The following is a 13,413-nucleotide window of genomic DNA, read 5'->3' on the forward strand; positions in this document are numbered from 1 at the left end:
CCGATCAACGGAACTGGCCAAGGAAGCGCAGGTCGTTCTCGAAGAACAGACGCAGATCGTCAACGCCATAGCGGAGCATCGCAAAACGCTCAACGCCCATACCGAAGGCGAAACCGCTGTACTCTTCCGGATCGATACCCGACATCTCCAGCACTTTCGGATGCACCATGCCGCAACCCAGCACCTCGAGCCACTTGCCATCACCGCGGTCGATATCCACCTCGATGGAGGGCTCGGTGAATGGGAAGTAAGAGGGACGGAATCGCACCTTCACATCCTCTTCGAAGAACTCACGCAGGAACTGCTCGAGCGTGCCTTTGAGGTCAGCGAAGCTGATGTCCTTGTCGATCAGCAAGCCTTCCACCTGATGGAACATTGGGGAGTGTGTCTGATCGTAGTCGCAGCGGTAAACGCGACCGGGGCAGATGATACGGATCGGTGGCTTCTGCGCTTCCATGGTCCGCACCTGCACCGGTGAGGTATGGGTACGCAGCAGAGTGTGTGCATCGAAATAGAAGGTATCATGCATCGCACGCGCCGGATGGTGAGCCGGAATATTCAGCGCCTCGAAGTTATGATAATCGTCTTCTATCTCAGGCCCCTCTTCGACGGTGTAGCCGATACTGCCGAAGAAAGCTTCGATACGTTCCAGCGTCTTGGTCACCGGGTGCAGGCCACCGAGCTGCTGGCCACGGCCGGGCAACGTGACATCCACGGTTTCCGATGCCAGCTTCTGTTCCAGCGCCGCACCTTCGAGCTGCGACTTGCGGGCATTCAGTACGTCAGACAGCTCATCCTTGGCCTCATTGATCTTGGCGCCAGCTGCAGGGCGTTCCTCGGCGGAAAGCTTGCCAAGCCCCTTCAGCAACTGGGTAAGATGCCCTTTCTTACCGAGGTACTGAACACGCACATCGTCCAGCGCCTTTACGTTATCGGCCTGAGCGACCGCCTGTTTGCCTTCCTCCAGGAGGGCGTGAAGATTTTCCATGTCCGGCTCCAAACAAAAATAGGGGAAGAGTTGGCACCCTTCCCCTATTCGATTCGATCAATTACCTACTGATAGGCGGGTGTGACTTACGCCAAAGCCGCTTTGGCTTTCTCAACCACCGCAGCAAAAGCCACCTGCTGATGAACAGCCAGGTCAGCCAGTACCTTACGGTCGATTTCGATGTTGGCCTTTTTCAGACCAGCGATAAAGCGGCTGTAGGACAGACCGTTGATACGGGCAGCAGCGTTGATACGGGCGATCCACAGAGCGCGGAACTGACGCTTACGCTGACGACGGTCGCGGTAAGCATACTGACCAGCTTTGATAACCGCCTGCTTGGCTACACGGAACACACGGCTGCGAGCGCCGTAGTAACCTTTAGCCTGTTTCAGGATCTTCTTATGACGGGCACGAGCCTGTACACCACGTTTTACGCGAGGCATAGCAATTCCTTCCTATAAATAAAAGTTGATTCAGACTAAAGCTTACAGATACGGCAGCATGCGCTTAACCAGAGCCTGGTCAGCAGCATTAACCTGCAGCATCGGGCGCAGCTGACGCTTACGCTTGGTGCTTTTCTTGGTCAGAATGTGGCTTTTGAAGGACTGCTTGTGCTTGATGCCATTAGCAGTTTTCTTGAAACGTTTTGCCGCACCGCGGACAGTTTTAATCTTAGGCATTCTCAATCTCCACGCATTCGTTTGTAATGCGCCAGCCTGAACCGACAAAACCCACACTCTCGATTACAGGAATCGACAGCGCGGGCTTAGACGAACAGCTGACTATTTCTTTTTCGGGGCGATGACCATCACCATTTGGCGACCTTCCATCTTCGGCTGCTGTTCTACAGTGCCGAGCTCGCCGAGGTCTGCCTCGACACGCTGCAACAGCTGCATACCCAGCTCCTGATGAGCCATCTCACGACCGCGGAAACGCAGGGTTACCTTGGCCTTATCCCCAGCTTCAAGGAAACGTATCAGGTTGCGCAGTTTTACCTGATAATCCCCTTCTTCCGTACCGGGACGGAATTTCACTTCCTTGACCTGCATCTGAGACTGTTTCTTCTTCGCCTCATTTGCTTTCTTCTTCATCTCATACTGGTGCTTACCATAGTCCATGATCTTACAGACAATGGGATCCGCATCAGAGATCTGTACGAGGTCAAGTTCGGCTTCTTGAGCGAGCTCAAGAGCCTGATCAATCGTTACGATACCAACCTGTTGGCCATCCGCGCCGATCAGTCGAAGTTCACGTGCACGGATGTTTTCGTTTATTGGCGGCAAATTCTGACGAGGGCCGCGCTTGTTATCACGCCTGATAGTGTTATCTCCTGAAGAATTTTATTGTTGACGCCCTTTACGGTTCACTTCCTGACTTAGCAGTTCAAGCAGGGCATCAACCGGCATGGTGCCGAGGTCCTCACCGGAGCGCGTACGCACTGCAACGGAGCCGGACTCTACTTCTTTATCACCTACCACAAGCAGGTAGGGCACTTTCTGTAAAGTGCGCTCGCGGATTTTAAAGCCGATCTTCTCGTTTCTCAAGTCCGCAACGGCTCGATAACCCTGATTTTCGAGACGTTCTGTCACCTCTTTCACGAAATCGGCCTGTTTATCGGTAATATTCATCACCGCGACCTGTACCGGTGCCAGCCAGGTCGGCAACGCTCCGGCATAGTGTTCGATCAGAATACCGATAAAGCGTTCGAACGATCCAAGAATTGCACGGTGTAGCATCACCGGCGTTTCACGCTCGCCCTGCTCGTTAACGAACTGTGCATTCAGGCGGCCCGGCATCGAGAAGTCGACCTGAATGGTACCGCACTGCCAGACGCGGCCCAAGCAGTCACGCAGGGAAAACTCGATCTTCGGACCGTAGAACGCACCCTCGCCCGGCAGTTCATCCCAATCCAGTTGCGCGGTATCCAGGGCATCGGCCAGCGCTTTCTCCGCCTTGTCCCAGCTCTCATCGGAACCGACACGCTGCTCTGGACGGGTGGAGAGCTTATAGATGATGTCAGTGAAGCCGAAATCAGCATAGACCTCATGTAGAAACTCAATGAACGAGGCCACTTCTGACTGGATGGAGTTCTCGGCACAGAAGATATGTGCGTCATCCTGCACGAAACCGCGCACACGCATGATGCCGTGCAGTGCGCCGGAGGGCTCGTTGCGGTGGCATGAGCCAAACTCGGCCAGACGCAGCGGCATCTCACGGTAGGAGCGCAACCCCTGATTGAACACCTGAATGTGGCAGGGGCAGTTCATCGGTTTGATGGCAAAGTCACGACTCTCGGAGTGCGTGGTAAACATCTGCTCGTGGAACTTGTCCCAGTGGCCTGACTTCTCCCACAGGGTACGCTCGACCACCTGAGGCGTCTTGATCTCCTGATAACCGTGCTTGCGCTGTTTGGCACGCATGTATTGCTCGATCTGCTGGTACAGGGTCCAGCCGTGCGGGTGCCAGAACACCATGCCCGGCGCTTCTTCCTGCAGATGGAACAGGTTCAGCTGCTTGGCCAGCTTGCGGTGATCGCGCTTTTCGGCCTCCTCCAGACGGTGCAAGTAAGATTTCAGCTCCTTCTTGTCACCCCAGGCGGTACCGTAGATACGCTGCAGCATCTCGTTCTTGGCATCGCCGCGCCAGTAGGCACCGGCCACCTTCATCAGCTTGAACGCTTTGATATGGCCGGTGGAGGGTACGTGTGGACCCCGGCAGAGGTCGATGAAATCGCCCTGACGGTAGAAGGAGAGAGGCTCCTCGCCCGGGATCGATTCGATGATCTCGACCTTGTACTTCTCCCCCATCTGCTGGAACATCGCCACCGCTTCACTGCGGCTCATGATGGAGCGGGAAACCTCAAGGTTCGCCTTGGAAAGCTCATTCATACGCTGCTCGATCTTCGCCAGATCTTCCTGCGTGAACGGCCGCTCATAGGCGAAATCGTAATAGAAGCCATGTTCGATGACAGGACCGATGGTCACCTGAGCACCCGGAAACAGTTCCTGTACGGCCATCGCCATCAGGTGCGCACAGGAGTGCCGGATAACATCCACACCCTCTTCGTCACGCGCCGTCACGATCGCCAGCTGCGTATCCTGCTCGATGAGGTAGCTGGTATCGACCAGCGTACCGTCGACCTTGCCCGCCAGGGCAGCTTTGGCCAGTCCGGTGCCGATTGAGGCAGCGACATCGTATACAGTTACCGGGTGATCGAATTCGCGTGTACTTGCGTCTGGGAGGGTAATGACAGGCATCGGAGTTCCTTTAGCTTAGTGGTGGCCCCTACGACAGGCCACATAAGTGCTTCGCTGGCGGCCCCACTGGCCACCGGTTGAAAATAAGACGGGCAAGTATAGCGCTGCACCGCAGCAACCTCCACCCATACGGACAACGCTGGCGATTACGCGTACAATTGGGCAGGTTAACGGCGACAGAAATATACAATAACCATGCCCCGTATCCGTCTTCGCATCAGCACGCGCCTGATGCTTGTACTCTGCCTGTTAGTCCTGCTGCAATCCGCCCTGCTAGGCGGGTTCGCCCTGCGCCACCTTGGTGACTCCCTCGAGGACCAGATGGCCCAGCGCGCCCTGCAGCTGGCATCGATGATCTCCCAGACCCCCTCGATCCGTGAAGCAGTCGCGGCCAACGACAGCGAGGCCACACAACGCATCGCCAGTGAGCTCAGAGACGCCACTGATGCCAGTTTTATCTCCATCGGCAATGCGCAGGGTATTCGTCTGGCACACCCACTGCCTGATCGAATCGGCAAGCCTATGGTCGGCGGCGACAACGACGAGGTACTCAAGCAGGGCCATACGATCATTTCACAGGCAGTCGGCAGCATGGGGCCCTCCATTCGAGGTAAGGCACCTGTCTTCAACGACGTGGGCGAGATCGTCGGCGTTGTCTCCATCGGCTACCTGACACAGGAGATCGATGAGACAGTTCTGACCTACCAAAGAGTTGTCATCACCGTCACGCTCGTTCTGCTTGTGCTCTCCGTTCTGGTCGCCAGCTGGATAGCACGGCGATTCCGGGCCGCGATTTTTGATCTGGAACCGCATGAGATTGCGGCCCTGTTTGAGGAGCGCAATGCCACGCTGGAATCGATCCGCGAGGGGATCATTGCCATCAATACCGACGGGCAGATCACCACATGTAACCAAGCCGCTATCGAGACGCTGGGACTGGATGCCCGAAACCTGATCAATCGCCCCATTCGAGAGGTTGTACCCGACAGTCGGCTACCCGATTTGCTTGAAAGCGGCGAGCCGGAATTCGATACCGAGATGGTGATCGACGGACGCAGTCTAATCATCAACCGCATACCGATTCGGGTAAAAGGCCGCCTGACCGGCGTTGTCGCCAGCTTCCGTGTACGCGACGAGTTGGCGATGGTCAGTCGCCAGCTAACCCGTATTCGCCAATATGCGGAGACCCTGCGCAGTCAAGCGCATGAATACGCCAACAAACTGCACACCATCGCAGGGCTTATACAACTCGACAAAAGTGATGAAGCACTTGAGCTGATCGGCCAGGAAACCCGAGACCATCAGGCGATGCTGCGTTGGCTCGTGGACTCTGTGGACGATCCGGTGGTTTCGGGCTGCCTGCTCGGCAAGTTCAACCGTGCTCACGAGCTGGGGCTACAGCTGGTGATAGACCCCGACAGTCATCTGGGCCCGCTCCCTGCCAATATCACGCCCGAACGTCTGGTCACGCTCATTGGCAACCTGATCGACAACGCGTTCGACGCAACCCTCAGTGCCAAAGGTCGCAGTGTATTGCTCTCGATGACCGATATCGGCCAGGATCTGATATTCGAAGTGGAGGATCAGGGCCCCGGGATTGCCGAAGCAGACATGCCCCGTGTATTCGAGCGCGGCTTCAGCCGCAAGGCCGAGGGCCGCGGTATCGGCCTTTATCTGGTCAAGGAGGGGGTGAGTCAGCTCGGTGGCGAGATTGTGGTCGAAAACCTCAATGACGGTGGCGCCCGGTTCACACTTTACCTGCCCAAGGAGACGCTAGGATGAGCACACCTTTAGGTATTGTCATTGCCGAGGACGATCCTCAGATTGCCGAGATTCAGCGCCGCTTCGTCGAGCGCGTCTCCGGTTTCGAGGTTCGCGCAATCGCCCATACCACGCGGGATGCCCGTGAGCTGATCGAGGTATTGCGGCCCAATCTAGTGATGCTTGATATCCAGTTTCCTGACGGCAGCGGACTGGAGCTGTTGCGCGAACTCCGCGCCGCCAGACAACCCACCGACGTCATTCTGATCACAGCGGCAAAAGAGGTGGACAGCCTGACCGAGGCGCTGCGCTGCGGGGTATTCGACTATATTCTCAAGCCACTGGTGTATGAGCGTCTGGAGCAGTCACTGCATAACTACCTGTCGCATCTGGAACGCCTGCGTCAGCTCGGAAGCCTGAGCCAGCAGTCAGTGGACGGCCTGCTGCCGAGAAGCGGTACTTCAGTAAACAGCGTACCAGCCCCCTCCCGCCTGCCCAAGGGCATCGACACGCTGACGCTGGATAAGGTGCGCGCAGTCATGGCGCAAACGACTGACAGCTACAGCGCGGAGCAGGTCGGGGAGTGCATAGGCTCAAGCCGCACCACGGCGCGACGTTATCTCGAATATCTGGTATCCGAACAGGAGCTTGAAGCCGATATCAATTACGGCAGCATCGGTCGTCCCGAAAGGCGTTATAAACGTTCGACTGTTTGATCGAAGCCTAAAAAAAAGAAACCACCCTGGGAGCGGATCCGAAGGTGGTTTAAAGGTGCCGGACAACAGGAAGCTCAAGTTATCCGGCAGGTGCAGGAGCAGTCACACGCGGTATCAGTCGGCTTCCTCTTCCACTTCCATCCGCGCACGCGCATTTTCCATGCGGCGGCGCAGCAGCGGGCCGAGAATATAGGGCAAGGCAAGGCCTAGAATCGCCACACTCCAGATACCGATGCTCAAGCCGCTGGAGAACAGGATTGACCAGTCTCCATCGGAGATTGTCAGTGCGTGACGCAGGCTACGCTCCATCTCAGGCCCCAGCAGCATGCCGAGAATCACCGGCACCAGCGGCACTTCCAGCTTGCGCAACAGGTATCCCATCAGACCGAAGCCGACCATGAAGTAGAGGTCAAGCGCCGAGTTACTGATTGAGTAGATACCCACAGCCGCGATCAGTGTCACCACCGGCATCAGGTACTTGGGAGGGATACTGAGCAGCTTGACGAACACACCCACCATTGGAATGTTCAGGACAAGCAGCATCAGGTTGCCCACCAGCAGTGCCGCGATAACACCCCATACCAGCTCAGCATTCTGGGTGAACAGCATCGGACCCGGTTGCACGTTCAGCGAAATCAACATCGCCAGCAGAACCGCAGTGGTACCGCTTCCCGGTACACCGAGGGTCAACATCGGTACCAGAGCGCCATTGGCTGCCGCGTTATTACCCGCTTCAGGCGCCGCCACACCGCGAGGGTCACCCTCACCGAAATACCCCTTGGCGCCAACAATGCGCTTCTCCAGCGAGTAGCTGATAAAACTACCCAAAGACGCACCAGCACCTGGCAGAACACCGGAGATAAAGCCCAGAACCGAACCGCGCAGGCTGGTCGGCAGGATGTGCAGGATATCGCTCATCTTCAGATTGAGCTTGTTCAGCGTGGCACTGGCCGCGCCTTCGCTGATATGGCGTTCGATGAAGAACAACAGCTCGCTCACTGCAAACAGACCGACGATGGCGATAATGAAATCCACACCCTCGTACAACTCAAGGATGTTGTACGTATAACGCTGGTTGCCCGTGGTGATGTCGACGCCTACGGTCGAAATCATCAGGCCTAAAGCCGCCGCGACGACCGTCTTGACCTGATTCTTTCCGGTCACACCGCCCAACGTGGCAAAGGCCAGAGAGAACAGCGCAAAATACTCCGCAGGACCAAAATGCAACGCAAAACGGGCCAAAATCGGCGCCAGAATAATCAGGCCGATGGTGGCCAGCAGACTGCCGATAAACGACGCGATCGCCGAAATCGCCAGCGCTTCCGCCGCCTTGCCCTTGACCGCCATGGGATAACCATCAAGTGTGGTCATCATCGCCGGTTCATCACCGGGAATATTGAGCAGGATCGAGGAGATACGCCCACCATACATGGCACCGGCATAGACCGACGTCAGCATGATCATCGACGCGGCTGGCGACAGTCCGAGACTGAATGCCAGCGGAATCAGAATTGCAACACCGTTGGCAGGGCCTAATCCTGGCAACGCACCGATCAAGGTACCGAGCATGGCACCTATCGCCGCAAACATCAGGTGCTCAGGCGTTAACGCGACGGCAAAGCCCTGCAATAGAAAATTCATTGTTTCCATCAGTTCAGCTCCATCACGTCAGCTTGAGAATGCCCGCAGGCAGATGCAGCTCAAGCACGAAGTTGAACAACAGGTAGATCACCACTGCACTGCCAAGACCTGTCAGACCTGACGGCAGTGGCTTTGCACCCATGCGCCAGCAGAGCACACTGACCATCAGCGTGGTGGAGATCACAAACCCGAGCGGTGCCAACAACGCCGCGAAGATCAGCAGCAGAACCAGCACAAATCCGAGATCAAACAACGTTTTGGTACCTGGCCACTCCTGATCGGGATCCGGCTTGACGATCATATAGATGCTCGCGAAACCCATAATCACCGCCAGCAGCAGCGGGAAGGTTTCCGGTCCAACCGCTTCGGATCCACCAAACGGCTCGGGGAACTGGCTGGCCTCCCAGCCGTACGCGACGGCCAGGAGGAGCATCAGGATTCCCAGGATGCGGTCACCGATCATTTGATCAGCCCGATTTCGGTAGACAGATCACGGATATCCTTCACCTGCTGCTGTACGAAGGCTGTAAAATCCGGACCAGACTTGTGGAAAGGCATCAGACCGTTCTGCTGCATTACCTGCTTCCAGTTGTCACTTTCATAGACACCGTCGATGGTCTTAGTCCACCAATCGAAGGCATCATCCGGCACACCGGCCGGCAAATAGAAGCCACGCCAGTTCGGCGCGATAGCTTCGATGCCCTGCTCTTTCGCGGTCGGCATATCGGCATACTGACCCGGCAGACGCTCGTCAGACAGCACCGCCAGCACGCGCAGGTCACCGGACTCTACGAAGCCCAGCACCTCGGAAACGTCACCGGTAAAGCCCTGAATATGGCCGCCGACCACCTGAGTGATCGCCTCACCACCACCATTGAATGCCAGGTACTTGATCTTTGGCAGGTTACCTACGCCTGCGGCCTTGGCTGCGATCAGCACCTTCAGGTGATCCCAACCACCGGCAGCACTACCACCGCCAAACTTGACTGACTGAGGATCGTTTTTCAGCGCTTCCATCAGCTCATTCAGGTTTTTGTAGGGAGAGTCCTTGGCCACAGCGATGACACCGTAGTCGGCACCAAGTGCCCCGACCCAACGGACCTGATCGGCATTCATGCCAACAAACTGGCCCTGCGCCAAACGCGTTGTTGTGGCTGTACTGGCTGCAACGAGCAGCGCGGTGTCACCTTCACGCTTGGATACGGTATGAGCATAGGCTACACCACCACCGGCACCGGGCATGTTCACGGTCTGAACGTTGCCATCGATGTAGTGAAGGTCAGAGAGGATCTTGCCGACGCTGCGGCAGGTGAAGTCCCAGCCGCCGCCTGGGTTGGCCGGCGCGATACATTCGGCGGACTTGGCCGGTTCAAATGCGAAAGACTGAGAGGTTGCGAATACGAGAGAAGTGGCAAGCAGCAGCTTGCGAACGGAACGTTGCATCAGCGTAATCTCCAACATTATTGTTTTATTGTTGCCGGCCTGATCATGTAGGGGGGAATCAAGCCTTTCGGTACCTCTTCGGGTATCCGATTACGCTGAAAAGATAGTGCGGTGCTAACCCCTTAGATAGTTAAGACAATTAATAAGTATTGAATACTTAAACCGCTTTTTGTGCATATTGTTCACGCACGTTTTCCGGCACTACCGGACGCTGCTGGCGTAACAGCAGCTTCGACACGGTTACGTCCGCCACGCTTGGCGATGTATAACGCCTGATCGGCCTCATTGAGCAACGTATCAAGGGCAACCGCGCGCCCGGCCAGAGTGCTGACCCCGAACGACGCCGTAAACTGAATGGTTACTCCTTTCACGGTCGGCATGCGAGCATCGGTTATGCTCTGGCGCAAACGTTCCGCCACCTCCAAAGCCCGCGCCTTGTCGGTCTGCGGCAAGAGTATGGCGAACTCCTCGCCTCCGATACGCCCCACCATGTCCACTTCACGCAGCACCTTCAGACACAGCTCGGCGAGCTTCTTGAGCACAGTGTCGCCCACCTTGTGGCCGTAACTGTCATTGATCCTCTTGAAGTGATCCAGATCCAGCATAATCACCGACAGCTCACCTCCGTATCGCTCCACCCGCGCCAACTCGTTTTCGGCCTGCATGAAAAAGAATCGGCGATTCGCAAGCCCCGTCAGGTAGTCATAGTAGGCGCGGCTTTCGAGCTCTTCATAGGTGCGGCGGTTTTCGATGGCGATACCCGCCAGATTGGCCGCAAAGCCGATGCGTTCGATATCCTCAGCGCTGGGTTCCCCCGGTTCACGATGGTAAATACCGAAAGTACCCAGCACCTGTCCGCGCGAAGAGATGATCGGCTCCGACCAGCAGGCCCTGAGCCCTGCTTGCCGCGCAAGCTCTGCATGATCCCGCCAGAATTCATGGGTGGTGATGTCATCGACGATCACCCGCTCACCACTGTAGGCCGCAGCACCACAGGAGCCCACTGTAGGACCTATCTCGACGCCATCGATCGCACGGGTATACCAATCGGGAAGATCGGGGGCCACACACCGGCGCAGATGACGCCCCTCGTCATCGAGCAACAATACACTGCACAGAGAGTCTTCATCTTCAGACTGTACCTGACGCACGATGGCGGCGAGTATTTCCGACAAGGGTGCGCCATTGGCGACCATACCGAGCATCGCATCATGCGCCAGATTACGCTTTTCACTCTGCCAGTGCGCGGTAATATCGCTGAAGTTCACAAGACGCTTATCACCCACCCAACGCACATGGATCATCACCCGTCGGGTCGAACCATCCTTGCAGGTGACCGATGCTTCGAGCGTCGGCGGCGTCAGACCACTGGATCTCAGCCTGGAAATTTCGCTAAACCAGGGTTTGATCACCGCTTCGCGGTAATGGGCATCGGGGTATGCCTGCCTATACCAGCTGGCGAGATCTGGCAGATCGTCAAGCGTGTAACCGAACAGGCTGCTGAAACAGCGGTTGATATACTCAATCTTGCCGCTGGCGTTGGACCAACCGATCGCAACAGGTGAGGAGTCAAGAATATCCTCAAGCTGTATCTGCCGTTTACGCTGCCGCGACAGATCACGCTCCATATCCCTTTGCCGCAATCTGGCAAGGCCGCTCTTGGCGAGCATCTCGGCCATATCCACAAGACAGGCCATCAACGCATCAACGCGTACTTTCTCTACGACAGGAATGTGGGCGATGGACGCAAGATAGGCCGTTTCATCGAAGCCAAAACGATGGGCCTGCTCTTTGAAGAACGCCATGTCCGGCGACTCATGCAGCAGTTGACCCAGAAACAGTGTGGCGACGCGCTGGCCCTCGATCACAACCGGTGTTGCATAATCGAAAAGGCCATTGCTGCAGTGGCTGCCGCAGAACACGCCCGTTCGGGTGCGGGCGATCAGCTCAAGGTTGCTCTCGCGACAATTAGACGCAGACTCGGGACTCATCCGGTGAAAGAGTGTACAGGCGCTCTCCCAGCCGGACTGAATAAGCAGCTCCCCCTCTTCCGACACCAGTCCGTTAGCGATACCAGTGGCGCGATAAAAGTGTTCGAGCATCCGCTCAAACGCCGGGAGATCTACCAGATCACTAAAGCCATAGCGGGCCTGATCAACGTCTTTATCTGCCATGCATCTACCTCGTGCGTTGATGGCGCCGATTTGTGCTCATCAAAGCAAGATACTACCACCGGCATACTAACGCGCTGCCCACGCAATATCGATCAAAAATTGGCCGTTAACAGATTCAAAGCAGGTCCTTGGCACGGTAATAGAGCATGCCCAGTGCCAGCAATGGCGAGCGCAATGCAGGACCGCCCGGGAAGGTCATATGCTTGACCCGATCAAAAACATCGAAGCGCGCAGCTTGTCCGCTCAAAAGCTCCGCGATCACCCGCGCCGCCATATGCGTTGCATTGACGCCGTGCCCTGCGTACGCCTGGGCAAAGAGTATGTTGGGTGCATCGGGCAGACGGCCGATCTGCGGCAGACGGTTGGCGCCGATACCGATCATACCGCCCCACTCATACTCCACCCGGACACCTTTCAGCTGCGGAAACACACGCTCCAGATTGGGCATCAAGGCGCCGGTAATATCGCGCGGATCGCGGCCGGAATAGTTGCACAGACCGCCGAACAGCAGACGTCGGTCCGCCGACAGGTGGAAGTAATCCAATGCCACGCTGAGATCGGCAAATGCCATGTTCTGCGGAATGATATCGCGGCATTGCGCGTCGCTCAGCGGTTCGGTAGCGATCAGATAACTGCCGGCAGGTAGCACCTTGCCACCGATATGAGGCTCAAGCCGATGGCCAATATAGGCGTTGCCGCACAGCACCAGATAGCGGCAATTCACCTCGCCTGAGGGGGTCTCCACCTTCGGCTTGTCACCCTTGACGATCTTCTCCGCCGGGGTGTACTCGAAGATCTGCACACCGGCTTCGCGAGCTGCCCTCGCCTCCCCCAGCACCAGATTGAGCGGGTGCAGATGGCCGCTTCCCATATCGACCATGCCGCCGAGATAGCGATCCGAGCCGATCACCTCGTGCATCTCGTCGCGCTGCAGTATGCGTGTTTCGTGTCGATAACCGAGACTCTGCAGAAACGCCTGGTCCTCCTCCAGCTCGCGCATGTGACGCGGCTTGAGCGCCAGATCGCAGTAGCCCATCTGCAGATCGCAATCGATGGCATAGCGCGCGACACGCTCACGCACGATCTCCACCGCTTCGATCCCCATCCGGGCGATAGCATCGATCCCCTCCTGCCCGATCTCACCGGTAAACTGGTCGATACCGTGACCAATTCCGCGAATCAGCTCACCGCCGTTGCGGCCCGAAGCCCCCCAGCCGATGCGCTTGGCCTCAAGCAGCGCCACACTGAAACCGCGTTCGGCAAGCTCCAGCGCGGTATTAACGCCGCTGAAACCGCCGCCCACAACACACACATCGACGCTAATATCGCCCTCCAAACGCGGGTGTTCGGCCATCTCCCGGGCCGTCGCAGTATAAAAGGATTGCGGATGCTGTTCGGTGTGAACGGCGACTTTCATGGAGCCTCCCTGGGCT

At 56.9% G+C, this 13,413-nt stretch carries 12 protein-coding genes; 2 read left to right on the forward strand and 10 right to left on the reverse strand.

The window, feature by feature from the left end:
- Positions 1-4: 4 nt before the first annotated feature.
- The 5 genes from pheS to thrS form a co-directional block, all read right to left on the reverse strand.
- Positions 5-988: a phenylalanine--tRNA ligase subunit alpha gene (gene pheS, locus ADIMK_RS13380; protein WP_036189015.1), complete on the reverse strand. Its 984-nt coding sequence runs from the start codon at positions 986-988 to the stop codon at positions 5-7.
- Positions 989-1,074: 86 nt separating this feature from the next.
- Positions 1,075-1,431 (reverse strand): 50S ribosomal protein L20, encoded by a 357-nt coding sequence (rplT, locus tag ADIMK_RS13385; protein ID WP_036189018.1) that lies wholly within the window; start codon positions 1,429-1,431, stop codon positions 1,075-1,077.
- A 42-nt stretch (positions 1,432-1,473) separates the two neighbouring features.
- Complete coding sequence (gene rpmI / locus ADIMK_RS13390; protein WP_036189021.1) at positions 1,474-1,668, reverse strand: 50S ribosomal protein L35; 195 nt, start codon at positions 1,666-1,668, stop codon at positions 1,474-1,476.
- Between the two features lie 102 nt (positions 1,669-1,770).
- Positions 1,771-2,271 carry a translation initiation factor IF-3 gene (gene infC / locus ADIMK_RS13395; RefSeq protein ID WP_231517055.1) on the reverse strand — a complete coding sequence of 167 codons (501 nt, stop codon included), beginning with the start codon at positions 2,269-2,271 and terminating at the stop codon, positions 1,771-1,773.
- A gap of 57 nt (positions 2,272-2,328) precedes the next feature.
- On the reverse strand, positions 2,329-4,245 hold the full coding sequence (gene thrS / locus ADIMK_RS13400; protein ID WP_036189027.1) for a threonine--tRNA ligase: 1,917 nt from the start codon (positions 4,243-4,245) through the stop codon (positions 2,329-2,331).
- A gap of 195 nt (positions 4,246-4,440) precedes the next feature.
- Here thrS and ADIMK_RS13405 point away from each other — a divergent pair, with 195 nt between their 5' ends.
- Positions 4,441-6,027: an ATP-binding protein gene (locus ADIMK_RS13405; RefSeq protein WP_036189030.1), complete on the forward strand. Its 1,587-nt coding sequence runs from the start codon at positions 4,441-4,443 to the stop codon at positions 6,025-6,027.
- Positions 6,024-6,722, forward strand: a complete 699-nt coding sequence (locus ADIMK_RS13410) for a response regulator (protein WP_036189033.1) — start codon at positions 6,024-6,026, stop codon at positions 6,720-6,722. Before ADIMK_RS13405 ends, ADIMK_RS13410 begins: the two co-directional genes overlap by 4 nt.
- A 114-nt stretch (positions 6,723-6,836) precedes the next feature.
- Here the strand turns inward: ADIMK_RS13410 and ADIMK_RS13415 are convergent, their stop codons facing one another.
- The 5 genes from ADIMK_RS13415 to ADIMK_RS13435 all read right to left on the reverse strand — a co-directional run bounded on the left by ADIMK_RS13415 (position 6,837) and on the right by ADIMK_RS13435 (position 13,397).
- Positions 6,837-8,372: a tripartite tricarboxylate transporter permease gene (locus tag ADIMK_RS13415; protein WP_036189035.1), complete on the reverse strand. Its 1,536-nt coding sequence runs from the start codon at positions 8,370-8,372 to the stop codon at positions 6,837-6,839.
- Between the two features lie 13 nt (positions 8,373-8,385).
- The gene (locus ADIMK_RS13420; RefSeq protein ID WP_036189037.1) at positions 8,386-8,826 is read right to left on the reverse strand and encodes a tripartite tricarboxylate transporter TctB family protein; all 441 of its coding nucleotides are present in this window, start codon (positions 8,824-8,826) and stop codon (positions 8,386-8,388) included.
- On the reverse strand, positions 8,823-9,806 hold the full coding sequence (locus ADIMK_RS13425) for a Bug family tripartite tricarboxylate transporter substrate binding protein (protein WP_036189551.1): 984 nt from the start codon (positions 9,804-9,806) through the stop codon (positions 8,823-8,825). The genes ADIMK_RS13420 and ADIMK_RS13425 overlap by 4 nt, the downstream gene beginning before the upstream one ends.
- A 182-nt stretch (positions 9,807-9,988) precedes the next feature.
- Positions 9,989-11,980, reverse strand: coding sequence for a diguanylate cyclase (locus tag ADIMK_RS13430; protein ID WP_051692948.1), 1,992 nt, complete (start codon positions 11,978-11,980; stop codon positions 9,989-9,991).
- 115 nt (positions 11,981-12,095) lie between these two features.
- Positions 12,096-13,397, reverse strand: coding sequence for an NAD(P)/FAD-dependent oxidoreductase (locus ADIMK_RS13435; protein ID WP_036189039.1), 1,302 nt, complete (start codon positions 13,395-13,397; stop codon positions 12,096-12,098).
- Between the last annotated feature and the right edge of the window lie 16 nt (positions 13,398-13,413).

Source organism: Marinobacterium lacunae (genome assembly GCF_000705555.1).
Taxonomy (GTDB): Bacteria; Pseudomonadota; Gammaproteobacteria; order Pseudomonadales; family Balneatricaceae; genus Marinobacterium_D; species Marinobacterium_D lacunae.

Excerpts from the sequence above, each read along its gene's own strand:
- ADIMK_RS13430 (WP_051692948.1), bottom strand. The coding sequence starts at position 11,980 with ATGGCAGATAAAGACGTTGATCAGGCCCGCTATGGCTTTAGTGATCTG.
- ADIMK_RS13415 (WP_036189035.1), bottom strand. The coding sequence starts at position 8,372 with ATGGAAACAATGAATTTTCTATTGCAGGGCTTTGCCGTCGCGTTAACG.
- ADIMK_RS13410 (WP_036189033.1), top strand. The coding sequence starts at position 6,024 with ATGAGCACACCTTTAGGTATTGTCATTGCCGAGGACGATCCTCAGATT.
- rplT (WP_036189018.1), bottom strand. The coding sequence starts at position 1,431 with ATGCCTCGCGTAAAACGTGGTGTACAGGCTCGTGCCCGTCATAAGAAG.
- thrS (WP_036189027.1), bottom strand. The coding sequence starts at position 4,245 with ATGCCTGTCATTACCCTCCCAGACGCAAGTACACGCGAATTCGATCAC.
- pheS (WP_036189015.1), bottom strand. The coding sequence starts at position 988 with ATGGAAAATCTTCACGCCCTCCTGGAGGAAGGCAAACAGGCGGTCGCT.
- ADIMK_RS13425 (WP_036189551.1), bottom strand. The coding sequence starts at position 9,806 with ATGCAACGTTCCGTTCGCAAGCTGCTGCTTGCCACTTCTCTCGTATTC.
- ADIMK_RS13405 (WP_036189030.1), top strand. The coding sequence starts at position 4,441 with ATGCCCCGTATCCGTCTTCGCATCAGCACGCGCCTGATGCTTGTACTC.
- ADIMK_RS13435 (WP_036189039.1), bottom strand. The coding sequence starts at position 13,397 with ATGAAAGTCGCCGTTCACACCGAACAGCATCCGCAATCCTTTTATACT.
- ADIMK_RS13420 (WP_036189037.1), bottom strand. The coding sequence starts at position 8,826 with ATGATCGGTGACCGCATCCTGGGAATCCTGATGCTCCTCCTGGCCGTC.
- rpmI (WP_036189021.1), bottom strand. The coding sequence starts at position 1,668 with ATGCCTAAGATTAAAACTGTCCGCGGTGCGGCAAAACGTTTCAAGAAA.